The 23,840-nt window shown below is 73.0% G+C and carries 20 protein-coding genes and 1 riboswitch; of the genes, 11 read left to right on the top strand and 9 right to left on the bottom strand.

The features are described 5' to 3' along the window. Positions 1-8 precede the first annotated feature (8 nt). Complete coding sequence (locus ACX9I7_RS11930) at positions 9-626, bottom strand: TetR/AcrR family transcriptional regulator (RefSeq protein ID WP_459387282.1); 618 nt, start codon at positions 624-626, stop codon at positions 9-11. 66 nt (positions 627-692) lie between these two features. On the opposite strand from ACX9I7_RS11930, the gene ACX9I7_RS11935 reads away from it, so the two are divergent. Next, a complete protein-coding gene (locus ACX9I7_RS11935) occupies positions 693-1,214 on the top strand; it encodes an SRPBCC family protein (protein WP_459387283.1) in 522 nt (173 codons plus the stop codon). Positions 1,215-1,222: 8 nt separating this feature from the next. Continuing rightward, the gene (locus ACX9I7_RS11940) at positions 1,223-1,885 is read left to right on the top strand and encodes a hypothetical protein (RefSeq protein WP_387567745.1); all 663 of its coding nucleotides are present in this window, start codon (positions 1,223-1,225) and stop codon (positions 1,883-1,885) included. On the opposite strand, the gene ACX9I7_RS11945 is transcribed toward ACX9I7_RS11940, so the two are convergent. After that, positions 1,771-3,537 (bottom strand): hypothetical protein, encoded by a 1,767-nt coding sequence (locus ACX9I7_RS11945; protein ID WP_459387284.1) that lies wholly within the window; start codon positions 3,535-3,537, stop codon positions 1,771-1,773. The two genes, ACX9I7_RS11940 and ACX9I7_RS11945, sit on opposite strands and share 115 nt — an antisense overlap. A 287-nt stretch (positions 3,538-3,824) precedes the next feature. On the opposite strand from ACX9I7_RS11945, the gene ACX9I7_RS11950 reads away from it, so the two are divergent. The 4 genes from ACX9I7_RS11950 to ACX9I7_RS11965 all read left to right on the top strand — a co-directional run bounded on the left by ACX9I7_RS11950 (position 3,825) and on the right by ACX9I7_RS11965 (position 7,602). After that, a complete protein-coding gene (locus tag ACX9I7_RS11950; protein ID WP_189448053.1) occupies positions 3,825-4,313 on the top strand; it encodes a helix-turn-helix domain-containing protein in 489 nt (162 codons plus the stop codon). Next, entirely contained in the window at positions 4,310-4,960 is a 651-nt protein-coding gene (locus ACX9I7_RS11955) for a hypothetical protein (RefSeq protein WP_358621821.1), read from the top strand. The genes ACX9I7_RS11950 and ACX9I7_RS11955 overlap by 4 nt, the downstream gene beginning before the upstream one ends. Continuing rightward, positions 4,953-6,173, top strand: coding sequence for an MAB_1171c family putative transporter (locus ACX9I7_RS11960; protein WP_459387285.1), 1,221 nt, complete (start codon positions 4,953-4,955; stop codon positions 6,171-6,173). Before ACX9I7_RS11955 ends, ACX9I7_RS11960 begins: the two co-directional genes overlap by 8 nt. A 214-nt stretch (positions 6,174-6,387) precedes the next feature. Further along, positions 6,388-7,602, top strand: a complete 1,215-nt coding sequence (locus tag ACX9I7_RS11965; RefSeq protein WP_459387286.1) for a cytochrome P450 family protein — start codon at positions 6,388-6,390, stop codon at positions 7,600-7,602. Between the two features lie 112 nt (positions 7,603-7,714). On the opposite strand, the gene ACX9I7_RS11970 is transcribed toward ACX9I7_RS11965, so the two are convergent. Together ACX9I7_RS11970 and ACX9I7_RS11975 are read right to left on the bottom strand one after the other, a co-directional pair. After that, positions 7,715-8,305: a YIP1 family protein gene (locus tag ACX9I7_RS11970; RefSeq protein WP_387567753.1), complete on the bottom strand. Its 591-nt coding sequence runs from the start codon at positions 8,303-8,305 to the stop codon at positions 7,715-7,717. A gap of 72 nt (positions 8,306-8,377) precedes the next feature. Next, complete coding sequence (locus ACX9I7_RS11975) at positions 8,378-9,997, bottom strand: APC family permease (RefSeq protein ID WP_387567755.1); 1,620 nt, start codon at positions 9,995-9,997, stop codon at positions 8,378-8,380. 148 nt (positions 9,998-10,145) lie between these two features. Next, positions 10,146-10,356: riboswitch (cobalamin riboswitch) on the top strand. A 31-nt stretch (positions 10,357-10,387) separates the two neighbouring features. Here ACX9I7_RS11975 and nicT point away from each other — a divergent pair. Then, the gene (gene nicT / locus ACX9I7_RS11980) at positions 10,388-11,554 is read left to right on the top strand and encodes a Nickel transporter NicT (RefSeq protein ID WP_387567757.1); all 1,167 of its coding nucleotides are present in this window, start codon (positions 10,388-10,390) and stop codon (positions 11,552-11,554) included. Here nicT and ACX9I7_RS11985 read toward each other — a convergent pair. From ACX9I7_RS11985 to ACX9I7_RS11995, 3 genes are all read right to left on the bottom strand, one after another. Beyond that, the gene (locus tag ACX9I7_RS11985) at positions 11,508-11,720 is read right to left on the bottom strand and encodes a hypothetical protein (protein ID WP_126916992.1); all 213 of its coding nucleotides are present in this window, start codon (positions 11,718-11,720) and stop codon (positions 11,508-11,510) included. The genes nicT and ACX9I7_RS11985 overlap by 47 nt on opposite strands. 160 nt (positions 11,721-11,880) lie before the next feature. Then, complete coding sequence (locus ACX9I7_RS11990) at positions 11,881-13,011, bottom strand: sensor histidine kinase (RefSeq protein ID WP_459387287.1); 1,131 nt, start codon at positions 13,009-13,011, stop codon at positions 11,881-11,883. After that, positions 13,004-13,690 (bottom strand): response regulator transcription factor, encoded by a 687-nt coding sequence (locus ACX9I7_RS11995; protein ID WP_387567761.1) that lies wholly within the window; start codon positions 13,688-13,690, stop codon positions 13,004-13,006. Before ACX9I7_RS11995 ends, ACX9I7_RS11990 begins: the two co-directional genes overlap by 8 nt. Positions 13,691-13,787: 97 nt before the next feature. Between ACX9I7_RS11995 and uvrA the strand changes: the two genes are divergently transcribed. The 4 genes from uvrA (at position 13,788) to ACX9I7_RS12015 (ending at position 19,824) form a co-directional block, all read left to right on the top strand. Beyond that, positions 13,788-16,193, top strand: a complete 2,406-nt coding sequence (gene uvrA / locus ACX9I7_RS12000; RefSeq protein ID WP_459387288.1) for an excinuclease ABC subunit UvrA — start codon at positions 13,788-13,790, stop codon at positions 16,191-16,193. Between the two features lie 110 nt (positions 16,194-16,303). Continuing rightward, the gene (locus tag ACX9I7_RS12005; protein ID WP_459387289.1) at positions 16,304-17,491 is read left to right on the top strand and encodes an FAD-dependent monooxygenase; all 1,188 of its coding nucleotides are present in this window, start codon (positions 16,304-16,306) and stop codon (positions 17,489-17,491) included. Between the two features lie 136 nt (positions 17,492-17,627). Continuing rightward, a complete protein-coding gene (locus ACX9I7_RS12010; RefSeq protein ID WP_459387290.1) occupies positions 17,628-18,509 on the top strand; it encodes an Fpg/Nei family DNA glycosylase in 882 nt (293 codons plus the stop codon). Between the two features lie 97 nt (positions 18,510-18,606). Then, positions 18,607-19,824, top strand: coding sequence for an MFS transporter (locus ACX9I7_RS12015; RefSeq protein WP_459387291.1), 1,218 nt, complete (start codon positions 18,607-18,609; stop codon positions 19,822-19,824). An 11-nt stretch (positions 19,825-19,835) separates the two neighbouring features. On the opposite strand, the gene ACX9I7_RS12020 is transcribed toward ACX9I7_RS12015, so the two are convergent. Together ACX9I7_RS12020 and ACX9I7_RS12025 are read right to left on the bottom strand one after the other, a co-directional pair. Beyond that, positions 19,836-21,278: an amino acid permease gene (locus ACX9I7_RS12020; protein WP_459387292.1), complete on the bottom strand. Its 1,443-nt coding sequence runs from the start codon at positions 21,276-21,278 to the stop codon at positions 19,836-19,838. 111 nt (positions 21,279-21,389) lie between these two features. Further along, positions 21,390-23,720: a GH92 family glycosyl hydrolase gene (locus ACX9I7_RS12025; protein ID WP_459387293.1), complete on the bottom strand. Its 2,331-nt coding sequence runs from the start codon at positions 23,718-23,720 to the stop codon at positions 21,390-21,392. Positions 23,721-23,840 lie beyond the last annotated feature (120 nt).

Consider the following 23,840-nt stretch of genomic DNA (forward strand, 5'->3'; position numbering starts at 1 on the left):
GCCCTGCGTCATGGCCGGGTCCGGGCCCCCGCGGAAACCGCCAGCCCCCGAAGCAGGTCGATCGCGCCGTCCTGCGCGAGATCCTCGGCGAACTCGGGCAAGGGTGTCCGGCCGCGCAGATGTCTGCGCACCAGCGCCAGTGGCAGGTCGACGGCGGCCAGTACGACGCGCTCGACGTCCGCGGCCGCGGTGGCGCCGAGCTGGACGGCCAACGCCGACAACCTCTCGCGAACCCGCCGGTTGCTGTCCGCCAAGCGGCGCGCATGTGGTTCGGGCCACTCGTCCTGGCTGAAGGCGTCGGGTCCGTGCAGCAGCACGGCGGCCTGCTCGGGATGCGTCCGGCTCCACGCGACGACGTGGCGTGCGGCCGCGCCGCCCGCTTCGTGCGGCTGCGGATGGGAGTCGAGCGCGGCGAGATAGCCGGCCTGGAACTCGTCGACCGTGCGCAGCCACAACTCGGCCAGCAGGACGGCCCGCTGCGGGAAGCGGTGGTAGACGGAGCCGCTGGGAGCGCCGCACTCGCGGGCGACCGCCGACATGGTGACCGCGGCCGGCCCGTGGGCGGCGGCCAGGCGCAGGGCGGCGTCGAGGAGGTCTGATTCGTCATAGCGGGGTGGCCGGGCCATGAAATGGAGAGTACCCTCTATTTCAATTGGAGAGTGATCTCTAATATCTCTGGAAAGGGGCACGCCATGGCCGTGCTGAACGTCCACGAGCGCCGGCTCCCGGCATCGCCCGAGCAGGTCGGTGCCCTGATCGACGGTCTGGCGGGCGCCGACGACCCGCTGTGGCCGAGCCCGGCCTGGCCGCGGATGGTGCTGGACCGGGGCCTGCGCGTCGGCTCGCGGGGCGGTCACGGCCCGATCGGCTACACCGTCGCGGCCTACGTGCCCGGCCAGTGGGTCAGGTTCCGGTTCTCGGCCCCGCGCGGCTTCGAGGGCATCCACGAGTTCACCGTCCAGCCCGCCGAGGCGGGCGGCGCCGTACTCCGCCACACCATCGTGGTGCGGCTGCACGGCAGCGCCCGGCTCTGGTGGCCGTTGGCCTTCCGCTGGTTGCACGACGCGCTCCTGGAGGAGTGCCTGGACCGGGCGGCGCACGCCTTCGAACCGGCGAACAGCGCACGTGCGCGGAGGACTCCGTGGGTGCGGCTGCTGCGCCACCTCACCGCGCAGACGCCCGCTCGGGGGCGCCGCGACCGGAATGAACGATGACGCGAAGGATGTCCGACGGCCCCGCGCCGGGCGGTGCGGGCAGCACGGTCACCTGGGTGGCGGTCGCGGGGGCCGTCGGGGCTCTCCCGTACGTGGCGATGAAGCTCTACTGGTCGTGGGGTGGCACCGCGGGCAAGCCCCGCGGGCTGAACCTCGCCGACGAATTCGCCAGGAACGGGGCTCCCTGGCCTCTCGTGTGGCTGGAGCGGCACGGCATCGACTTCACCGCCGTCGGCATCGTCCTGGGCATCACGCTGCTCGGCGCACTCATCCGGCCATGGGGTCAGGTGTTCCCGCGCTGGGTGCCCGCGCTCCGGGGCCGACGGGTCCCGCGACGGCTGTTGCTGGCGCCCGGCTGGGCGGCCGCGGTGACCCTCACGCCGTACGGGAGCCTCGGTCTGGCGGTCATCGTGACCGGCGGCCTCCCCACGGCGAACCTGGCCGGCATGTCCCCCGCGGTGTTCGTCGTCGGGTTCCTCAACTTCTTCGCGATCGGTGTGTCCCTCGGCATCTGCTCCCTGTCCTATCAGCGCCGGACCAGGGCCGCCCATGCGCGTCATGCACAGGGGAAAGGGCGGGGCCGGGGCGCAACCACCACGTCCTCCTCCCGCGCCCCCACCCGCACCGTGAACACCCCGTCCAACTCCCGCCCCGCCCGCAACAGCCCGTAGACGACGGCCGCGTGCACCCCCGGCTCCAACGCCGCGCCCGTCGCCCGCGTCTCCACCACCCGCCCGTCCCACAGCGCACTCACACACCCACCCGCGAACCCCGCCGTCGCCAGCCGGCACCCCGGCCACCGGGCGAGCGTCTCGCGGGCCCGGGCCGAGGCCGTCGCAGCCCCCGGGGCCGGCCCGGACGTGATCACGGACGCGCTGCCCAGCAGCCGCAGGTCCTGCTCGTCCTCGTCGCACGCGAGGTGGACGAACACACCGTCACCCTCCTCCGGTTCGGCCGCCACGACCGGCAGCCTGTCCACCGCCACCATCCCCTCGGCAGTCACCTCCGTACGCACCCACAGGGCCGTCACCCGCCCGCCCTCGGCCCGCGGCTCGGGCGCCGCGTACAGGGGCGGTGGGCCGGAGGCCGCCGGTTCAGGCAGGTGGAGGAGCTCGTAGACCAGCGACCGGAGCCGCTCCAGCGCCCGCCCGGGGTCGATGAAGGCGCCGGACGTCACCTTGACCACGCGCTCCGCGTCGTGCTCGGCCACGGCCCGCTCCAGTTGGGGGCCGAACGGCGCGTACGGGTCGAGGCGCGGGACGACGCGTCCCAGCTCGCCCATCGGCGTCCCCGGCACCGACTCCTCGCCGAACGCGGCGAGGAGCAGCGGCGTGCCGAGGGCCGCGCCGTAGAAGGTCACGGAGCCGTGGTCGCCGACGAGGACGTCCGCCGCGACGAGCGCGGCCTGCCAGCCGCGCTGCGGCGGCACGATCAGCAGCCCGGCGTCCAGGGCCGCCGCCTCCACCTGGCGGACGTGCCAGGAGCCGTGCGCCGACCAGACGTTGGGGTGGACGACGGCGGCGACGCGGTGGTCGTCGGGGGAGAGGGCGGCCGCCAGCCGGGCGGGCAGCCCGGGGTCGGTGCCGAGCAGGGACTGCGGGCCCCACGTGGAGCTGAGCAGCACCAGCCGCTGTCCGTCCCGGACCCCCAGCGCCGCGCGGTAGCGGTCGCGCAGCGGCCGGGACGCCAGGATCTGGTCGTGGCAGGGGTCGCCGATCAGCCGGGCGCGGGCCGCGAGGGCCGGGTGGTGCTCGGCGAGCTGGGTGATCTGGTCGGGGTGGGAGACGGTGTGCCAGGCGCGCTCGTCGTCCATGACCCCGGAGAGGCGCCGGCCGGTGCCGCGCGCGTCCGGTACGAGCTTGTGGAAGCCCACGCCGTGCGGCAGGACGAGGACGGGGCAGGCGGCGGGGACGGGCGTCAGGTCGATGTTCTCGCTGGCGGAGACGACGAGGTGGCATTCCGTACGGGCCAGTTGACCCCAGGGCATGATCCGGACGCCGGCGGCGCGGAGGAGGTCGTGGACGCCGTCGCCGAAGGCCGAGGTGGGGTCGAAGGCGAAGACGACGTCGAGGCGGGGGTCGGAGCGGCAGAGCGCCGGGAGGGTGTCGAGGAGGCGGACGGTGGAGGTGACGGTGCGGGCCGCCGCCACCAGGAGCCGGCGGCCCGGGAACGTCCGCCACCGCCGGGCGTCCGGCCCCACCGGAACGCGCAGATCACCCGGTTCGCCCGGAGAGCCCGGCTCCCGGCTCCCGGCTCCCGGCTCCCGGCTCCCGGCTCCCGGCTCCCGGCTCCCTATGCTCCCGCCGCCCTTACCGCCTGCCATGCCGCCCCCGCAACCTTTTCGCGCCACTGCGCCCCCACATCCGCTGATGCCCCCACCGTAGGCGAACCCACCCCGGCCCGAGCCACCTCAACCCGTGGTTAAGTCCGTCACCCGCTCGTAACCGCCGACGGACTAGTGCTCGGCGCTTCGGGCATGACAGGATGCCCATCGAAGTCTCCAAGGGCTCACCACGGACTTAACTGGCCGTGAAAGGCAGTAATGAGTCGTATGTCGTACCGGGCCCTGCGGCCGCGGTGCGACGCAACACGCGTGAAGGAACGGGGCAGATGGCAAACGGGGGGGACAGGCCGGCATCGGCTGGTGACGTGGGCAGCCCGCTCGCGCAGCGGCTCAACTACCTGTTCGCGAACATGCACCCGCCCGGCGCGCCGTACACCAACGGCCACGTGGCCGAGGAGATCAGCCGCGGGGAGGAGTACGGCGACGTCACGCTCACCGAGCAGTATCTGTCGATGCTGCGCAACGGAAAGCGCGCCAACCCCAGCCCGGACGTCCTGCGGGCGCTGGCGAAGTTCTTCGCCGTGCCGGTCGGGTACCTGATGGGCGATCTGTCGGACTCCCAGGCCGAGCGCGTGGAGGAGGAGGTCCGCTTCCTCGTCGCGATGAGGGACCAGCGCGTCCGGGCCATCGCCCTGCGCTCGGTGGGCCTGCCCCCCGAGGTGCAGGACAGCCTGACCACGATCATCAGCCAGTTCCGGCAGCAGATGAACCTTCCGTCCGACCCGCCCGACGCGGGGGGTGGAAAGCGACCGTGACCGTGACAGCGGAGGACGGCCTCTTCACCAACTGGCGGCGTACCGAGGACGAGGACGGTGCAAGCATGCGCGTGGGACGGATACGTCGCCGGTGCAAGCAGCTCATCCAGGAGCTCGCCCTGCCCGCGTCGACCGATCTCCAGGGCATGTGCGGCGCCGTCGCGCGCCATGTGGGCCGGCCCATCCATCTGGTGCCCATGAGCCTGGACGGCGTGGTCTCCGGCATGACGGCCACCACGGACGACGCGTACTGGGTCATCTACGAGCAGAAGACCTCCCCGTGGCACCAGGTCCACATCGTGCTCCACGAGATCGGCCACCTGCTGCTCGGTCACGACCAGGACCCCGCCGTCACCGAGGACGCCCTCAAGGTGTGGACGCCCTCGGTCGACGTGGCCACCGCCATGCGGCGCATGGGGCTGACCATGGGCCTGGCCCGGCACCACTGCTACGACAACCTCACCGAGCGCGAGACGGAGATCCTCGGCACCCTCCTCATGGCCAAGGTGGTGCCTCCGCCGCCGGGCCAGGACGTCCTGCTGGAGGGGCAGGCCGCCGAGCTCGCCGCGTCGCTGGGGCCCGCGCTCCAGCACGTCCGGCAGAAGATCCAGGACGGGTCCGCCGACGGAAGGGGCGCCGGTGTTTGACGCCTTCGACGCCCTCTACCTGAGCTTCAGCGCCGTCACCTGGGCCATCGTCGGCTACAAGGCCCGGGCCTGGTTCCGCGACCGCGGCAACGTCGACCTGGGCCTGACCGCCCTGATGACCTCCGGCGTGCCGATCGTCTTCCTGTTCTCCGCGCCCAGCGTCTACCGCGCCTTCGACCGGCTGACGGGCGTCGCGAACCTGGCGATGGTCTTCCTCTACTCGGCCGTCGTGCTGTTCGCCTCCGGCGCCACCGTGCTGCTGCTGCGCTGGACCAGCCGGGGCGACGAGGGGTCCCACTCCCGCGCCGCCGCGCGCAGCCGCCTCGCGGTGTGGGCGGTGGGGCTGACCTGGGCCGTGGCCATCGGTTGCTTCCTCGTCGGCCGCCCGGACGACGTGGAGCACCCGCGCGACTTCAGCACCGCCTACGCCGACGCCCCGGGCGTCGTCGCGTTCCTGGTGCTCTATCTGCTGATCTTCGGCGTGAGCCTCGCCGGGCTCGGTACGCTCTGCCCCCGCTACGCCGCCCAACTGGGCCGCTCCTGGCTCGCCAAGGGGCTGCGGACCCTGGCGGCGGGCTGCTGGCTGGGCCTGGTGTACTGCGCCTGCAAGCTCGCCGGGTTCGTCCTGAGCTGGGCCGGCCACGAGCAGTACTGGCTGTCCAACGGGGTGGCGCCGATGACGGCCTCGGTGGCCGCGCTCCTGGTGCTGCTCGGCTTCTCGCTGCCGGCCGTCGGCCCCCGGGCCGCCGCCTGGCGCCGGCTGCGCCGGCTGGAGCCGCTGTGGCGGGAGGTCACCGCCCACGCCCCGGAGGTCACCATCCCCGAGTCCCGCTGGACGGCCCGCTGGCCGCTCGCGGACCTGGAGTGGCGGGCCAACCGGCAGATGGCCGAGATCCGTGACATCCAGCGCGGCGTCCGCCGGCACGTCGAGCCCGTCACCCTGGAGATCGCCCGGGAGAAGGCCGGCGCCGCCGCCCTCGACGAGCACCGCACCGCCGCCGTGGTGGAGGCCGCCGCGCTCCGCAGGGGCCTGGGCAACCAGACCGTGGGGCACGTGGCCCGGCCGTCCGCCGACAGCGTGGTGATGACGGTGAGCGCCGACCCGGCGGAGGAGCACGAGCACTTGGCGCGCGTCGCCGACGTCTTCCACGATCCGCTGGTCGACGCGGTGCTCACCGAACTACGGGAGATCAGCGCGGCACGCCGTCCCTGACGGCGCGCGGCCCATGGACGAGGCGGCCCTGGACGGGGGTCAAGGCCGCCTACGACACAGGCCGGCGCCGGATCCCGGTGGATCGAACGATCCGCCGGGATCCGGCGCCGCTTGTGCGATGACCGGCCTGCCTTTCCCCGGTGTCCCGATCGAGATCTCCGGCATTCCGATCCAGGACAAAAGGACCGGACGGTCCGGTCTAGAGTCGGATCCCATGCGACCGACCGACACCCCACCTTCGACGGCCGACCTGATATCCGACCCCTACGGCACCTACGCCCGGCTCCGCGAGAGCGGCCCCGTGCACCGGTTCGAGGGCCCCGACGGCAAGCCCGCCTGGCTGGTCACCCGTTACGACGACGTACGGGCCGCCCTCGCCGACCCCCGGTTCTCCCTCGACCGGAGCAACGCCCTCCCCGGCAACTACAGCGGCTTCTCCCTGCCCCCGGCGCTCGACGCCAACCTGCTGAACATGGACCCGCCCGACCACACCCGGCTGCGCCGGCTGGTGGTGAAGGCGTTCACCCCGGGCCGGGTGGAGAAGCTGCGCGGCCCGGTGCGGGCGTTCGCCGATGAACTGCTGGACGCCGTCGAGCCGGCGGGGCGGGCGGATCTGCTGGCGTCCTTCGCGGGCCCGCTGCCGGTCCACGTGATCTGTCATCTGCTCGGCGTCCCCCAGGCGGACCAGGTGGACTTCCGGGCCTGGACGGACGCGATGATCACCCCCGACCGTTCGCGGCCCCATCTGATGAAGGAGGCGGTCGCCTCCCTGATGGCCTTCTTCACCGCGCTCATCGAGACCAAGCGCGCCGAGCCCGGCGACGACCTGCTCTCGGACCTGATCGCGGTGCAGGAGGCCGGGGACACCCTCTCCCGGGACGAGCTGACGTCCCTGGCGTTCCTCATCGTGTTCGGCGGCTACGAGAACGTCACCCACCTCATCGGCAACACGGTGCTCGCCCTGCTGGACCGTCCGGAACTGCTGCGGGCGGTGCGTAAGGATCCGGACGGTCTCGCGGCGGTCGTGGACGAGGTCAGCCGGTGGGACGGACCCGTTCCGCTGGCGATCCGGCGCTTCCCGGTGGAGGACGTGGAGATCGGCGGAGTGACGGTCCAGGCGGGTGAGACGGTGCTGCTGTCGCTGGCCTCGGCCAATCGCGACCCGGCCCGGTTCCCCGACCCCGACCGCTTCGACCTGGGACGGGACCGCTCGGGGAACCTCGCGCTGGGCCACGGCATCCACTACTGCCTGGGTGCCGCGCTGGGCCGGATGGAGACGGAGACCGCGCTCGCCGCGTTGCTGGAGCGCTTCGAAAATCTGGAACTCGACGTTCCGAGGGACGAGCTGACCTGGCGTCCGGCCATCCGCGCACGTGGCCTGAAATCGCTCCCCGTCCGGTGGTCTTCGGTCGGCCGAACAGGTTTTTGATGCATAACCCATCCTTGATGAGGTAGAACTGTCCTCGAGCCCGCCCGGTGTGCATCCCCCGTCGCACCGGGCGGGCCTTCGTCGTCACGTCACCTCGTCGACGCGGATCCGCTCAGGCGCTGCCGGGCGGGAACTTGAGCAGCGTCACCGCCGCCAGCATCTGGAGGCTCACCGCCGCCACCGCCCTGTGGGTGGGCAGATGGTGCTGACCCCGGATCAGCAGCGTGGCGAGCGCGTAGCCGAAGGCCGCCGTCACCGACGCGGCGGCGCGCACCGGCACCGAACCCGCGGGCAGCCAGGTGTCGAGTATCAGCCGGGGCAGATCGCTCGCCCAGAACAGCACCACGAACAGGCTCGCCGTGGGGGCGAACTTGCCGTTGCCGCCCAGCCGGCGGGCGATGGCGTGGGTGGCGGCGCCCAGCAGCAGGCTGGCGAGCATCATCACCAGCGAGCCGATGGCCATGGCCTCCAGCGCCAGCAGGGGGCTGACCCCCCACTGCACCCAGAAGGAGTCGTTGGCCAGCGTCCCCAGCGCCCCGCACAGCAGGGACAGGAAGGCCGCCGCTCCCCAGACGCTCCGGTCCCGCGCCTCGTCGAGGACTTCGACGGGCCGGTACCAGAGCCCGAATATGAGGCGGTGCCAGAGCAGCTTGCGCTGCCGGGCATCGGGGGCGCGTGGGGGAGGGGCAGTGGTCACAGGCATGGGTGCCGTTTTATCACCGTTCGGCCGGACCGCAGGAGTCCGGGCGGCCCGGCCGGTGGAGCCGACGCCCCGTCAGGCCGGGGTGGGCGCCACACCTCCGGGGCCCGTACCGGGGTCCGTGCCGGGGCCCGTGCCGGGGTCCGGATCGTCGTCCCCCGCGTCGACGACGGGCCTGTCCTCGACGGCGGTCACGGGCGCCGCGAGCCCCCGCGCCGAGGCCCCGCCCGGCAGATAGTCCTCGCTGATCTCCCGTGGCCCGAACGGCCACACCTTCTCCTTCGCCGCCCACAGCGTGAACGCCACGCACCCGGCGCCCACCCAGGCCAGCGACCACTCGATGGGATGGCGGCCGGGGGAGCCGCGGTCCGCGAAGCCGTAGATCACCAGCCAGCCCGCCAGCGCCACCAGGCTCGGCAGCGGATAGAGCCACATCCGGTACGGGCGCGGCAGCGCCGGCTGCCGGCGCCGCAGCACGGTCACGGCCAGCACCTGCGACAGCGCCTGGAGGATCACCATGACCGCCATCAGCAACTGGATGATCGTCGCCAGGTCGGTGTGACGGCCGATCAGGAAGCCCACGGCCGAGACGACGCCCATCGTCGTCAGCGGCAGCACGGGGAAGCGCAGCCGGGGGTGGAGGGCGCCGAAGCGGCGGAAGAAGACGTTCTCCCGCGCGGCGTCCACGGGGATGCGCGAGCCGCCGAGGAGCCCGGTGAAGACGGACGCGAAGGCCGTGATGAGGATCAGCACGGTGACGACGTCCGCCGCGCCCTTGCCCCAGGTCTGCTCCAGCACCGCCGAGGCCACGGAGGACCCGGCCGTGGAGTTCGGGTCCAGCATCTCCCGCCAGTCGACGACGCCCAGGGTGCCGATCTGCAGCAGCAGGTAGATGGCCATGATGCCGAGGATCGAGTAGATGATGGACCGCGGCATGGTCCGTCCGGGGTCCTTGATCTCGGCGCCCATGTAGGCGACGGTGCTGTAGCCCCCGTAGTCGTAGATGCCGATGGTCAGGCCCGCCGCGAAGCCCAGCCAGAACTGACCCGTCGTGAGGTCGAAGGCGCCCGCCGGGTAGGTGAAGGCCCGGTCCGGGCTGAAGTGGGTGAACGCGGCCACGATGACCAGGACGACGGAGACGATCATCACGCCCCACAGCACCGCGGTGATCCGCGCGATGCTCTCCACCCGCCGCCACAGCAGCCCGACGACCACCACGACGAACGCCAGGCCCGTCAGATCGCCCTGGGTCTGTGTCATCCCCGGCCAGAGATAGCCCAGGTACTGGACGAACCCGATCACACCCGTGGCCATGGCCAGCGGGATGAAGAGCATCGCCGTCCACACGAACAGGAACGGCACGAGTCTCCCGGTCCGGTACTGGAACGCCTGCCGCAGATAGACGTAGCTGCCGCCCGCGCCGGGCATCGCCGCGCCCAGTTCGGCCCACACCAGCCCGTCGGCCAGGGCCAGCACCGCCCCCGCGACGAAGCCGATGACCGCGTGCGGCCCGCCGAAGGAGGCCACCATCAAGGGGATGGTGACGAACGGTCCTATGCCGCACATCTGGCTCATGTTGATGGCGGTGGCCTGGAACAGCCCGATGCGGCGGACGAACGCCGCCCGCTCCTCCGGCACCACCGGCTCCCCCGGTTCCCCGGGCCTCCGCTCGACGTCCCCTGCCGTGTCCGCCATTGGCGCTCAGCCCTCTCGCGTCCGTCCCTGGAGTCTTCCTGCACTCGTACACCGGGCCGACCCGCGCGTCCATCACCTGCGAAGTGTCGGTACCTGCTGCGAAGAGATGGCAAGTGCCACATTTTTGCCCCGGGGCTCGGCCGGGACGTTATGGTTGCCCGGCCGTGGTGTTCGGGAAGACCGGTGAGGCCCTCGTGGGCCGATTCCGGAGCGGCCCTCGCCACTGTGATCGGGGAGTGACCGTCCTCTTCCGCGTGCCCCGGCACGCGGAGCCACTGGCAGCGTCCGGCTGCCGGGAAGGCGGGACGGTAACGCCATCACCCGTAAGCCAGGAGACCGGCCACGGCATTCTCGAAATGATCCACGAGGTGCTGGAGCGTTCACCCCAAGATGTCCATATCCACAGAACCGTCCGCGGGTCCGTCCGCGGAACCGTCCGCGCCCGCCTTCCGCTGGCGCCGCGAGGACACCGTGCGGACCGCCGGCCTGCTGGCCGTCGTCGTCGCCCTCCACGTCGTCGCCTTCGGCGTGCTCTTCCTGCTGGTCGTGCCGAACCACTACACCGTCGGCTCCAAGGTCTTCGGCGTCGGCCTCGGCGTCACCGCCTACACCCTCGGCATGCGGCACGCCTTCGACGCCGACCACATCGCCGCCATCGACAACACCACCCGCAAGCTGATGGCGGACGGCAAACGCCCGGTCTCCGTCGGCTTCTGGTTCGCCCTCGGCCACTCCAGCGTCGTCGTCCTGCTGACGCTGCTGGTCTCCGGCGGCACCCGGCTGGCCGGGACGCTGATGAACGAGGAGTCCACCACCCATCAGACCCTCGGTGTCGTCGGCACCACGGTCTCCGGCGGCTTCCTCTACCTCATCGCCGTCCTCAATCTCATCGCCCTCGCCGGCATCATGAGGGTCTTCCGCGCCATGCGCGAGGGCCGTTACGACGAGGCGGAGCTGGAGAAGCAGCTCGACTCGCGCGGCTTCATGAACCGCGTCCTCGGCCGTTTCACCCGTTCCATCAGCCGCCCCGGCCAGATGTTCCCGCTGGGCTTCCTCTTCGGCCTGGGCTTCGACACCGCCACCGAGGTCACGCTGATGGTCATGGCGGGCAGCGGTGCCGCCGCCGGGCTGCCCTGGTACGCGATCATGTGCCTGCCGCTGCTGTTCGCCGCCGGCATGAGCCTGTTCGACACGCTCGACGGCACGTTCATGAACTTCGCCTACCAGTGGGCGTTCTCCAACCCCGTCAGAAAGGTCTACTACAACCTCACCATCACCGGGCTCTCCATCGCCGTCGCCTTCCTCATCGGCACCATCGAGCTGGTGGGCGTGCTCCACGAGAAGCTCGATCTGGACGACGCGGTGACCGGCTGGATCGCCGGGCTGAACCTCGACAACGTCGGTTTCGTCATCGTCGGACTGTTCGTGCTGGTCTGGGCCCTCGCCCTCGGCTACTGGCGCTTCGCCAAGGTCGAGCAGCGCTGGGCCGCGCGGACGGCTGCCGCCGGGGTCACGGGCGCTCACAGCCCTGGTTCGCGCACGCCTTCCGGGCGCTGATCACCGGCGGGCTGTTCCCGGCCGACTCCTCCCGCACCACCACGAGGGCCGGGCCGCCGCAGGTCAGGCACGTCCGGGTCGAGGGATCCCGCTCCCGCTCGATCGCCGCGGCGATCCTGCGCAGGGGGTCGGCGTCGACATCTGACTCGCCTCCGGTGTCGGACATGGGCCATCCCGCTCCACGGTCGTCGCTGCTCGCTCTGCCGGCGGGTGCATCGTGACGCACGACCCCTGATCACGTCAGCGTGTTGGGCCGTGATCACCCTTCACGGGGTGGCGCGGGCCGACGGGCTGACGCTCAGGGGACGGGTGTTTGCTCATGTTGTTCATGGGCCGGCCGCCGGGAGCGTCACCTCGAACCGGCAGCCGCCGGGCACGTTGTGGACCGACGCACGGCCCGCGTGGGCCTCGACGATGCCCCGGACGATCGCCAGGCCCAGCCCCGCGCCCCCGGGCCGGGTCCGGGCCGCCGAGCCCCGCCAGCCCGTCTCGAAGACCCGGGGCAGATCCTCCTCCGGGATGCCGCCGCAGCCGTCCGTCACCGACACCACCACCGCGTCCGCCTCGCGCCGCGCGGCCACCGCGACCGTGCCGTCGGGCGGGGTCCGCCGGATGGCGTTCACCAGGAGGTTCCCCAGGACCCGGGTCATCTCCTTGCCGTCCACCTCGACGGGCACGGCGGCCACGCCGTCCCCGTCCCCGTCCCCGTCCCCGACCAGCTTCACCCCCTGCTCGCGCGCCAGCGGCCCGGCGCCCGCCAGGGCCTCGTCCACCAGGTCGTACACCGACATCCGGCTCGGGCGCAGCGGCAGGGCGCCGGCGTGGATGCGGGAGAGCTCGAAGAGGTCGCCCACCATCGTGTTCAGCCGGTCGACCTCGGTGCGGATCTGCCGGTGGTAGCGCGCGGGGTCCTCGGCGACGCCGTCCTCCAGCGCCTCGGACATGGCGCGCAGCCCCGCCAGCGGGGTGCGCAGATCGTGGGAGATCCAGGCCACCAGCTCGCGCCGCGAGGCGTCCAGGGAGCGCTCCCGCTCCCGGGACTCGGCGAGCCGGGCACTGGTGGCGGCGAGCTCCCGGGAGAGCGCGTCGAGTTCCGCCGTGGCACCACCGCCGGGGGCGGCGAACGTGCCGCCCTCGCCGAAGGACCGGGCCGCGCGGGTCAGGTCGGCGCTGCGGGCCACCACCCAGCGGCCGAGCAGCAGGGCCGTGGCGAGCGAGACCACGGCGGCCATCGCGCACACCGTCGTCACGACCGTCAGGTCGTGCGCGGACAGGAACATCGCCCGGGCCACGGCCAGCGTCCCGGCCAGCATCGCGGTTACCGACACCGCGGCCACGACGGCGAGGGAGACCGTCACCGAGCGGTGGCGCAGGGCGCGCAACGCCAGCGCGCCCAGGAGGCCGGCGGCGGCCGCGCCGAGGAAGGCGAGGAGGGCGATGAGCAGCGTGTCACCCATTCCCGGCCGCCTCGAATCGGTAGCCGACGCCCCACACGGTCCGGATCAGGGCGGGGTTCGCCGGATCGTCCTCGATCTTGGCGCGCAGCCGGCGGACGTGGACGGTCACCGTCGACACGTCCCCGAAGTCCCAGCCCCACACCTCGCGCATCAGCTCCTCACGGGTGCAGGCGCGCCCCGGGTGGCGCAGGAGGAAGGCGAGCAGGCCGAACTCGCGGAGGGTGAGGGCCAGGTCGGTGCCGTTCTTGGTGGCGCGGCGAGCCGTGGGGTCCAGGACCAGCCCCGCCGCCCGCAGGGGCGGTGCGCTCGTGGGTGCCGAGCGGCGCAGCACGGAGTCCACGCGGAGGACGAGCTCGCGGGGGCTGAAGGGCTTGGTGACGTAGTCGTCCGCGCCCACTTCGAGGCCGAGGATGCGGTCCTCTTCGTCGCCCCGGGCGGTGAGCATGATGACCGGGAGGCGGTCGTGCGTCGCGCGCAGGGCGCGGCAGACGTCGATGCCGTCGATGCCGCCGGGGAGCATCAGGTCGAGGACGACCAGGTCGGGGCGGCGGCGGGCCGCCTCGGCGAGCGCGGCCTCGCCGGTGGCGGCGTGGGTGACGGTGTGGCCGGCGCGGGTCAGATAGCCGGTGACCACTTCGGCGACGGTGGGGTCGTCGTCGACGACGAGGATGTGGTGCATGGCGTCCAGCTTCGCACCCGCCCGGTGGTCGGGTTGTGCCCACCCGTCCCGCCTTGCGGGACGATTGCCCACAACCTGGGCCGCTAATATCGGGCTGATGCACGACCCCCTCGTTCGCGTGCGCGGAGCGCAGACGCACAATCTCAAAGGCGTCGACGTCGACATTCCCCGCGACGCCCTCGTCGTCTTCACCGGTGTCTCCGGGTCCGGCAAGAGCAGCCTCGCCTTCGGGACGCTGTACGCCGAGGCCCAACGCCGCTACTTCGAGTCCGTCGCCCCGTATGCCCGGCGGCTGATCCACCAGGTGGGCGCGCCGAAGGTGGAGGAGGTCAGCGGGCTGCCGCCCGCCGTCGCGCTGGAGCAGCGGCGCTCCGCGCCGACCTCGCGGTCCTCCGTCGGCACGGTCACCACGCTCTCCAACTCCCTGCGCATGCTCTTCTCCCGTGCCGGGACCTACCCCGAGGGCGCCGAGCGCCTCGACTCCGACGCCTTCTCGCCCAACACCCCCGCCGGGGCGTGCCCCGAATGCCACGGCCTGGGCCGGGTCCACACCGTCACCGAGGACTCCCTCGTCCCCGACCCGTCGCTGTCCATCCGCGACGGCGCCATCGCCGCCTGGCCCGGCGCCTGGCAGGGCAAGAACCTCCGCGACATCCTCGACACCCTCGGGTACGACATCGACCGGCCCTGGCGCGAGCTGCCGCGCGCGGACCGCGACTGGATCCTCTTCACCGACGAGCAGCCCGTCGTCACCGTGCACCCCGTCCGGGAGGCCGAGCGCATCCAGCGGCCCTACAAGGGCACCTACATGAGCGCCCGCCGCTACGTCCTCCACACCTTCGCCGACTCCAAGAGCGCCGCCCTGCGAGCCCGCGCCGAGCGGCACCTGGTGAGCGCGGACTGCCCGGTCTGCGCGGGGCGGCGGCTGCGCCCCGAGGCGCTCGCCGTCACCTTCGCCGGGCGCGACATCGCCGAGCTCGCCGCCCTGCCGCTGGCCGCGCTGGCGGCCACGCTGCGCCCGGCCCGCGACAGCGGCGACGACGGCGTGGCCGCCGCCCTCGCCCGCGACCTGGTCGCCCGCATTGAGGTGCTCACCGAGCTCGGCCTCGGCTACCTCAGCACCGACCGCCCCACCCCCACCCTCTCCGCCGGCGAGCTCCAGCGGCTGCGGCTCGCCACCCAGCTGCGCTCCGGGCTGTTCGGGGTGGTGTACGTCCTGGACGAGCCGTCCGCCGGGCTGCACCCCGCCGACAGCGCCGCCCTGCTGACCGTGCTGGACCGGCTGAAGGCGGCGGGCAACTCCCTCTTCGTCGTCGAGCACCACATGGACGTCGTGCGCCGCGCCGACTGGATCGTCGACGTCGGCCCCCGGGCCGGGGAGCACGGCGGGCAGGTGCTCTACAGCGGGCCCGTCGAGGGGCTCGCGGCCGTACCGGAGTCGGCGACCCGCCGGTTCGTCTTCCCCGAGGCGGCGCCCGCCCTCACCCGGACGCCCCGGAAACCGTCCGGAGCGCTGCGGCTGCGCGGCCTGAACCGGCACAACCTCCGCGACCTCGACGTGGACTTCCCGCTCGGCGTCTTCACCGCCGTCACGGGCGTCTCCGGCTCGGGCAAGTCGACGCTCGTCGGGCAGGCGCTGGCGGAGACCGTCGCCGCCCACCTCGACGGCACAGTCCCCCTTGGGGAAGGTGCCGCGAAGGCCGACGGGCTGGAGGCCGTCGACCGGCTCGTGCGCGTCGACCAGAAGCCCATCGGCCGCACCCCGCGCTCCAACCTCGCCACCTACACCGGGCTGTTCGACGCCGTCCGCAAGGTCTTCGCGGCCACCGACGAGGCCCGCGCCCGCGGCTACACCGCCGGACGGTTCTCGTTCAACGTCGCCGGGGGACGCTGCGAGGAGTGCCAGGGCGAGGGGTTCGTCGCCGTCGAGCTGCTGTTCCTGCCCGGCACCTACGCGCCGTGCGCCGCCTGCCGGGGCGCCCGCTACAACCCGGAGACGCTGGAGGTCACCCACCGGGGCGCCACCGTCGCGGACGTCCTCGACATGACCGTCGACGCGGCCGCCGTGTTCCTCGCCGATGTGCCGGCCGCCCGGCGCGGCCTGCGCGCCCTCCAGGACGTCGGCCTGGGCTATCTGCGGCTGGGCCAGCCCGCCACCGAGCTGTCCGGCGGCGAGGCGCAGCGCATCAAGCTCGCCACCGAACTCCAGCGCGCCCACCGGGGCCACACCCTGTACGTCCTGGACGAGCCGACGACCGGGCTGCACCCCGCCGACACCGAGGTGCTGCTGCGTCAGCTGCACGGCCTGGTGGACGCGGGCCATTCGGTGGTGGTCGTCGAGCACGACATGTCCGTGGTGGCCGGCGCCGACCACGTCCTGGACCTGGGGCCGGGCGGGGGCGCGGAGGGCGGCCGGATCGTCGCCGCCGGCACCCCCGAACAGGTGGCGCGGGCCGCCGGGAGCGCCACCGCGCGGTACCTCGCCGCCGCCCTGGGGCGCTGACGGGGCGCCGACCGGCAGGCGGACGCGCTCTGGACGGGCTTCACCCCGTCTGGTTTCGTCCTAGTCACGTGTTCGACCGGCTGTGACGTGTGGGGGGACGGAAACGGACCATGGCCCATGCCCTGATCATCGGTGGCGGCGTCGCCGGACCCGTGGCCGCGATGGCCCTGCGCCGGGCCGGCCTCGACGCGACCGTCTACGAGGCGGTCCCGGCCGGAGCCGGGCCGTCCGGCTCGTTCCTGACCCTCTTCGCCAACGGGCTCGCGGCCCTGCGCGCCATCGGCGCCGACGGGCCCGTCCGCGAGGTGTCCTGCCCGGCCGACACGGTGGAGTCCTACAGCGAGACCGGCCGGCTCCTCGGCCGGCGGCCCATGTCCGGCTCGGGCGAGGCCGGGCTGAGCCCCCGCACCGTCCCCCGGGCCGTGCTCTGCCGGGTGCTGCGGGAGGAGGCGGCCCGCCAGGGCGTCCGCGTCGAGCACGGCAAGCGGCTCGTCGGCCTCACCACCCGCTCCCACGGCCGGATGGTCGCGTCCTTCGCGGACGGCACCCACGCCGAGGGAACGCTGGTGATCGGCGCCGACGGGATCCGCTCCCGGGTCCGCGCCCTCCTCGACCCGGCCGCGCCACCGCCCCGCCACACCGGCCAGTTCACCGTCTCCGGGCGCACCGGGCCCCGCGCCGCCCTCGGCGGCGCCGAACCGGCACCGCCGCGCACCTACCGCATGTACTACGGGCGGGGCGGCTTCTTCGGCTGCACCACGGCCCCGGACGGCAGCACCTTCTGGTTCGCCAACGTCCCCGGCCCGGAGCTGTCGCGGGCCGCTCTCGCCGCCGCCACCCCCGACGGCTGGCGCCGCCGCCTCGCCGAGGTCTTCGCCGCCGACCGCACCCCCGCCGCCGCCATCGTGGCCGCCACCGGCGACGACGTCGTCGGCGTGAACTGCTACGACCTGCCCAGCACCCCCGTGTGGCACGACGAGCGGGCCGTCCTCATCGGCGACGCCGCCCACGCCACCGCCCCCAACGCCGCCCAGGGCGCGTCGCTGGCCATCGAGGACGGCGTCGTCCTCGCCCGCTGCCTGCGCGACCTGCCCGGCACGGCGCGGGCGTTCGCCGGGTACGAGCGGCTGCGGCGCGAGCGCGTCGAACGCGTCGTCGCCCTGAGCGCCGCCCTCGCCCGCCGCAGACCGGTCACCGCGGAGGAGCGGCGCGCCCGCGACGCCGAGGTGGAACGCCGCCTGGCCAGCCCCGCACGCCCGGTCCGCGACTGGCTGACCGGCTACCGCATCGACTGGTGACGGGGGACCGGGTTTGTGGGCAGGCGTTCCGCAGGGCTGGGGGCACCTCCCAGCGGTAGCTGGGGGAGGGTGGGCACAAACCCGACCACCGGGCCGCACCAGGCGACGAAACGCCTGCCAAGTGCAAACTGGACCCATGCCGGAGCTCCCCGAGGTAGAGGCCCTGACGGGCTTCCTCACCGAACACCTCGTCGGCCGCACGATCGAGCGCATCCTGCCCGCCGCGGTGAGCGTCCTCAAGACCTACGACCCGCCGCCGTCCGCCCTGGAGGGCCGCGAGGTCACCGCCGTGCGCCGGTACGGCAAGTTCCTCGCCCTGGAGACAGGCGACGGGGATGGCGACAGCGAAGGCCCCCACCTCGTCTTCCACCTCGCCCGCGCCGGCTGGCTCCGCTGGCACGCCTCGCTCCCCGCCACCCCGCCCCGCCCCGGCAAGGGCCCGCTGGCCCTGCGCGTCCGGCTGGCCGACGGCGCGGGCTTCGACCTCACCGAGGCGGGCACCCACAAACGGCTCGCCGTGTACTGCGTCCACGCTCCCGAGGACGTACCCGGCGTCGCCCGGCTCGGCCCCGACCCGCTCGCGCCCGGCTTCACCCCCGACGTCCTCGCCGGGCTGCTGCGCGGCGAGCGCCGGCAGATCAAGGGCGTCCTGCGGGACCAGAGCGTCATCGCCGGCATCGGCAACGCCTACTCCGACGAGATCCTCCACGCCGCCCGCATGTCCCCGTTCAAACTCGCCGCCTCCCTGACGGACGACGAGCGCGCCACGCTCTACGAGGCCCTGGAAACCACCCTGCGCGAGGCCGTCGAGCGCTCGCGCGGCCACGTCGCCGCCGACCTGAAGGCGGAGAAGAAGACGGGCCTGCGGGTGCACGGCCGCACCGGGCAGCCCTGCCCGGTCTGCGGGGACACCATCCGCGAGGTTTCGTATCGCGACTCGTCGCTCCAGTACTGCCCCACCTGCCAGACCGGCGGCAAACCGCTGGCCGACCGGCGGCTGTCCCGGCTGCTGAAGTGACACCCACCCTTCACATGTGATGACTTCTCCTGTGATCGAGTGATCTGTCGCCCAAAGGCGGCTCCGCTCCTCCCCGCGCCTCCTACGGTGACGACACATGGAGTACGCGCGGCTCTTGCGACAGCGCCCCGTGCTGGTCCTGTGGCTGGCGCGCAGCCTGTCCATGCTGGCGGACCGGCTGTACGCGATGGCGGTGCTGTGGAGCGTGTGGGCGGGCACCGGATCCGCCTCGCTCACCGGGCTCGTGGCCCTCCTGGAGTCGCTGCCCTACGTCGTCCTCGGCGTCGTGGGCCGGCGCGTCGTCGCCCGTTTCGCCTCCTACGGAGCGCTGGGCGCCGTCGACGCCCTGCGCGCGGGCGTCGCCGTGGCCCTGCCCCTCGCCTGGTCGCCCGACGCCCGGGGCACGGCCGTCGTACTGGGCGGTGTGTGCGTCCTCGGCGTGCTCGGGGCGCTCTTCGACCCGAACTTCGAGGCGCTGGTGCCCGGCCTCGGGCGGCCCGGTCAGGTCCAGTCGCTCACCGGGCTGTTCGACCTCACCAGCCGCGTGGCCCGGATCACCGGGCACGCCTGCGCGGGCGCGCTGCTGCTGGTGGTCTCCAAGAGCGAGCTCTTCACGTGCGTGGGCGCCGCGTTCGCCGTCTCGGCGGCGGCCCTGGCCGGCCTGGCCCGGCTCCTGCCCCCGCCTCCCCGGGCCGCCTCCGCCACACGGGTCCCCGCCGTGCGCGTCACCGCGCTGGTACGGGAACGGCCCGACATCGGCCTGGCCATCGGCGTGCACGGCACCCTGCCGCTGTGCGTCGCCGCGACGACGATCGGGCTGCCCGCGCTGCTCGCCGACGGACACGACACCCGCGCGGGCGCCTACGGCCTGATCACCGCCGTCTCCGGGATCGGCGCGCTCATCGGCAACCCGGTCGCCGGCGGCCTGCGGCCGCGCGCCTGGCTCGCCGTCTGCTGCGCCGCCTGGGCGGTCGACGGCCTGGCGACCGCCTCCATGGCGGCGGCGCGCTCCGACCTCGTCCTGGGCTCGCTGTGCCTGCTGTCGGGACTGGCCGTGCCCGTGGGGACCGTCACCATGCGGGCCCGCCTGGGGACGTACCCTCCGGCGGAACGGCTGCGGCTGATGGCCGTCGAACACACCGCCACACGGGTGGGAACCGTGGCCGCGATACTCGTTCTCCCGCCGCTCGTCGACGCCTCCCCGGCGGGCGCGTTCCTCACGGCCGGCACGGTGGTGGCCCTGCTCACGGGGGCGGTCGGGCTGTCGGCCCCGGGCGGCCGGCGCCGGGGCGCGCCCGCTTCGGAGCCCGTATGAGGCGGCCCCGACTAATCCTGCGGGATCCCGCGCGCGTCCGCGTGCGCCAGCTCCGAGTGGCGGTACGAGTACGTGAAGTACACCGCCAGCCCGATCACGAACCACACCGCGAACCGCACCCACGTCTGCCACGCCAGATAGGTGATCAGCCAGATCGACGCCGCCACCCCGATCGCCGGCACCACCGGCACCCACGGGCAGCGGAAGGAGCGCGGCAGCTCCGGCCGCTTGTAGCGGAGCACGATCACCGCCGTGCACACCACCGCGAAGGCCAGCAGGATGCCGATGTTGGTGAGCTCCGCCGCCTCGCCGATCGGGATCACCCCCGCGATCAGCGCCGAGGCGACGCCCACGATCCACGTCACCCGCGTCGGCACGTGCCGCGTCGGGTGGGTGTGCGCGAACCACTTCGGCAGCAGCCCGTCCCGGCTCATGGCGAAGAAGACCCGGGTGACCCCCAGCATGAACGTGAACATCACCGTGAGGATGCCGATGATCGCGCCCACCGCGATCACGTCCGCGAACCCCGTCAGTCCCACCGCCTTGAAGGCCGTGGAGAATCCGCTCGCCTTGTCGATGTCCTTGTAGTTCTGCATGCCCGTCAGCACCAGGCAGGCCAGCACGTACAGCACCATCGAGATCACCAGCGAGTAGATGATCGCCCTCGGCATGTGGCGCTGCGCGTCCTTGGACTCCTCGGCCGCCGTGGACATCGCGTCATAGCCGAAGACCGCGAAGAAGACCGTGGCCGCGCCCGTGAACGCGCCGCTCAGCCCGAACGGGAAGAACGGGTGGTAGTTGGAGCTCTTGACGTGGAAGAACCCCACCGCGATCACCAGCAGTACCACGATGACCTTCAGGCCCACCACCACGGTCTCGAACCGGGCCGCGTTCTTGATGCCCATGGTCAGCAGATAGGCGATCAGCAGGCACAACACCATCGCGAACAGGTCCACCCGGTGCCCGGGCCCCGTCCCCGGCGCCCCCAGCATCCACGCGGGCAACTGGGCGTTCGTCTCCCCGAGCAGGAAGTTGATGTAACCCGAGATGCCGATGGCCACGACGGACACGATCGCCGTGTACTCCAGCAGCAGGTCCCAGCCGATGAACCAGCCGCCCAGCTCGCCCAGGACCACATAGCCGTACGTATAGGCGGAGCCCGCCCGGGGGATGAGCCCCGCGAACTCCGCGTACGAGAACGCCGCCGCCGCGCTCGCGATACCCGCGATCAGGAACGACACCAGCACGGCCGGGCCCGCCACACCGTTGGCGATGGTGCCCGCCAGACTGAAGATGCCCGCGCCGATGATGCCGCCCACGCCGATCGCGGTCAGCTGCCACAGCCCCAGACTGCGGGACAGCCGCTCGCCGTGCGCCTCCGCCTCCTCCGCCTCCTCGATCGTCTCGATCGGCTTGCGGCGCAGCACACCACGCCCCATCCCGAGCCCGGCCATAGCCTCGTCCTCTCGTCGGCCCGGGGGCGGCTCGCCCTCGGGCGAATCGCCGTCATCATGGCGCGGGCGCGGGCGCCGACGGAAGCCGCCGCCCCGTACCGGCCCCGGGGATCAGCCGATGGCGGGCGGCACCGCCGCGGCGCCCGTCCCCCAGTCGCCGGGCCGCGGCCCGACCCGGAAGTCCAGCCGCTCGCCCTCGCGGATCGCCCGCGTCGTCACATACGTCCGGTCGTACGCCTCCCCGTCCAGCCGCACCGAGCGGACGTACCGGTCCGTGCGCGAGGTGCCCGGCGCGCTCACCGTGAACCGGCCCCGCGGGTAGAAGCGCCGGTCCAGCCGCAGGTCCACCCGCTCGAACACCGGGGTGCTCAGGCCCCACACGTCCGCCCCCGGCTGCACCGGGTACACCCCGATGGCCGACAGCACCATCCACGCCGACATCGTCCCCAGGTCGTCGTTGCCCGTCATGCCGTCCGGGGTGTCCGTGAAGAGCGTCAGCGCCGCGTGCACCACGTCCGTCGTCTTCCACGGTCGGCCCGTGGAGAGGTAGGTGTACGGGGCGATCAGGTCCGGCTCGTTCTGCGGGTTGTACTTGTCGGCGTTGTAGTAGTCGTACGGGCCGTTCACCCACACCTCGCGGGCGGTGCGCGCCGGGTCCGTCAGCAGCCTGTCGTAGGCGAAGAAGGAATCCAGGCGGCGGTCCGCCTTGTCCTTGCCGCCGATCAGCTCCACCAGCCCCGGCAGGTCCTGCGGCACCAGCCACTGGTACTGCCACGCCGTGCCCTCGTGGAACCCCGGGCTCTTCGCCGGGTCGGCCGACCCCGCGAACGCGCCGTCGGCGCCGCGCGGCCGGAAGAAGCCCGTTTGTTTGTCGAAGAGGTTGCGGTAGTCGCGGGAGCGGGCCGTGTAGCGGCGCGCGTCCTCGCGATGGCCCAGGTCCCGCGCCATCCTCGCCAGCGCCCCGTCGGCCAGCGCGTACTCCAGCGTCGCCGAGGCGCCCTCGTGGAAGTCCGAGTCGCCCGGCTTGCTCCGCTGCCGGTCGGGCAGGTACGGCACGTAACCGTTCCTCAGGTACTGGGCGTTGCCCTCCCTGCCGACCCCCGGGTTCCCCGGCGGAGGCACCCCGTCCGCGTTCCGCTTGAGCGCGCGGTACGCCTCCTCCTCGTGGCCCGCCAGGAGGCCGTGGTGGAACGCGTTGGTGAGGTACGGCGTCACCGGGTCACCGGTCATGATGTTCGTCTCGACCGTCCCGTAGCCCCACTTCGGCAGCCAGCCGCCCTCCGCGTCGACGCGCAGTACGGACAGGGCCATGTCCCTCGCCTCGCGCGGGGCGAGGAGGGCCAGGAGCTGGGCCTGGGTGCGGTACGTGTCCCACAGCGACCAGTTCTGGTAGTAGGTGAAGCCCCGCGCGCGATGGACGCGCTGGTCCCAGCCGGTGTAGCGGCCGTCGGTGTCGCTGCCGATGTTGGGGGAGAGGAAGGAGCGGTAGAGGGACGAGTAGAACGTGCGGCGTAGTGTTCTGCTGCCGCCCTGCGTCTCCACGTCCCGCAGCCGTCGTTCCCACGCCTCCTGCGCGGCGTCCGCCGTGCGGTCGAAGTCGTCCTCCTCGGCGCGCAGGTTGCGCTCCGCGCCCGCCGCGTCCACGTAGCTGATCGCCGTGGTCGCCTCCACCTCGCGGTCGTCGGTGGTGTCGAAGCGCACCCATGCGCCGTTGCGGCCGGTGGCGGCGGAGGAGGAGCGCGAGTTCTTCGTCACCCGGTCGTCCTTCCACGTGCCGTAGGCGCGGAAGGGGCGGTCGAAGCGGGTGATCGTGTACACGGTGTACGGGCGGGTGTCCTGGCAGAAGCCGCGGCCGGTGATGGTGGTGCGGACGGTACGGCTGTCGACGACCTGGACGGAGCTGGAGACCGGCCGGTGCAGCGACTGGCCCGCGTTGAACAGGACGTTCGCCTGCTCGGTCGCGGGGAACGTGTAGCGCTGCCGTCCGGTGCGGGCGGTGGCCGTCAGCTCGGCGGTGATCCCGCCGTCGCCGCCGTGCGGGCCGAGGCGCACCCGGTAGTAGCCCGGGCGGGCGGTTTCGTTCTTGTGGCTGAACTCGGCGGCGTAGCGGGCGTTGTCGGTCTGGGTGACCTCGCCGGTGGTCGGCAGCACGGGGAGGTCGCCGCCGATGCGGCAGCCGACACCGGAGAGGTGGACGGTGCTGAAGCCGCGGATGTGGTGGTCCTTGTAGTCGTAGCCGGTGTTGTGGCCGGTGTCGGGGGAGAGCTGGACCATGCCGAAGGGGACGGCGGCGCCGGGGAAGGTGTTGCCTTCGTTCTCGGTGCCGATGAAGGGGTTGACGAGGCTGGTGAGGTCGCCGTCGGGGGCGGTCGCCTTTGCCGGCGTTCCGGCACCCAGCATCGCCGTCAAGGCGAGCACCGCCACTCTCCTGCGACGTGTCATGCGCCTGAGGCTCGCGTGGGCGCGTGGGGGAGTCAAGGACGCGGGACAGGCTGATCGGGTGATGTGGGTCGGGGGCGGGGTGGGGTGGACGGGCCCTTACGGGGCTGAGCTCTTCGCGGT

This window comes from Streptomyces sp. L500 (genome assembly GCF_054551825.1).

What these genes read in the sequence shown, in the direction of transcription:
- ACX9I7_RS12010 (WP_459387290.1), top strand. Translation starts at nt 17,628, where the DNA reads ATGCCGGAGCTCCCCGAGGTAGAGGCCCTGACGGGCTTCCTCACCGAA.
- nicT (WP_387567757.1), top strand. Translation starts at nt 10,388, where the DNA reads ATGTCCATATCCACAGAACCGTCCGCGGGTCCGTCCGCGGAACCGTCC.
- ACX9I7_RS12015 (WP_459387291.1), top strand. Translation starts at nt 18,607, where the DNA reads ATGGAGTACGCGCGGCTCTTGCGACAGCGCCCCGTGCTGGTCCTGTGG.
- ACX9I7_RS12020 (WP_459387292.1), bottom strand. Translation starts at nt 21,278, where the DNA reads ATGGCCGGGCTCGGGATGGGGCGTGGTGTGCTGCGCCGCAAGCCGATC.
- ACX9I7_RS12005 (WP_459387289.1), top strand. Translation starts at nt 16,304, where the DNA reads ATGGCCCATGCCCTGATCATCGGTGGCGGCGTCGCCGGACCCGTGGCC.
- ACX9I7_RS11970 (WP_387567753.1), bottom strand. Translation starts at nt 8,305, where the DNA reads ATGCCTGTGACCACTGCCCCTCCCCCACGCGCCCCCGATGCCCGGCAG.
- ACX9I7_RS11975 (WP_387567755.1), bottom strand. Translation starts at nt 9,997, where the DNA reads ATGGCGGACACGGCAGGGGACGTCGAGCGGAGGCCCGGGGAACCGGGG.
- ACX9I7_RS11985 (WP_126916992.1), bottom strand. Translation starts at nt 11,720, where the DNA reads ATGTCCGACACCGGAGGCGAGTCAGATGTCGACGCCGACCCCCTGCGC.
- ACX9I7_RS11965 (WP_459387286.1), top strand. Translation starts at nt 6,388, where the DNA reads ATGCGACCGACCGACACCCCACCTTCGACGGCCGACCTGATATCCGAC.
- ACX9I7_RS11940 (WP_387567745.1), top strand. Translation starts at nt 1,223, where the DNA reads ATGTCCGACGGCCCCGCGCCGGGCGGTGCGGGCAGCACGGTCACCTGG.
- uvrA (WP_459387288.1), top strand. Translation starts at nt 13,788, where the DNA reads ATGCACGACCCCCTCGTTCGCGTGCGCGGAGCGCAGACGCACAATCTC.
- ACX9I7_RS12025 (WP_459387293.1), bottom strand. Translation starts at nt 23,720, where the DNA reads ATGACACGTCGCAGGAGAGTGGCGGTGCTCGCCTTGACGGCGATGCTG.
- ACX9I7_RS11995 (WP_387567761.1), bottom strand. Translation starts at nt 13,690, where the DNA reads ATGCACCACATCCTCGTCGTCGACGACGACCCCACCGTCGCCGAAGTG.
- ACX9I7_RS11945 (WP_459387284.1), bottom strand. Translation starts at nt 3,537, where the DNA reads ATGGCAGGCGGTAAGGGCGGCGGGAGCATAGGGAGCCGGGAGCCGGGA.
- ACX9I7_RS11935 (WP_459387283.1), top strand. Translation starts at nt 693, where the DNA reads ATGGCCGTGCTGAACGTCCACGAGCGCCGGCTCCCGGCATCGCCCGAG.
- ACX9I7_RS11930 (WP_459387282.1), bottom strand. Translation starts at nt 626, where the DNA reads ATGGCCCGGCCACCCCGCTATGACGAATCAGACCTCCTCGACGCCGCC.
- ACX9I7_RS11950 (WP_189448053.1), top strand. Translation starts at nt 3,825, where the DNA reads ATGGCAAACGGGGGGGACAGGCCGGCATCGGCTGGTGACGTGGGCAGC.
- ACX9I7_RS11990 (WP_459387287.1), bottom strand. Translation starts at nt 13,011, where the DNA reads ATGGGTGACACGCTGCTCATCGCCCTCCTCGCCTTCCTCGGCGCGGCC.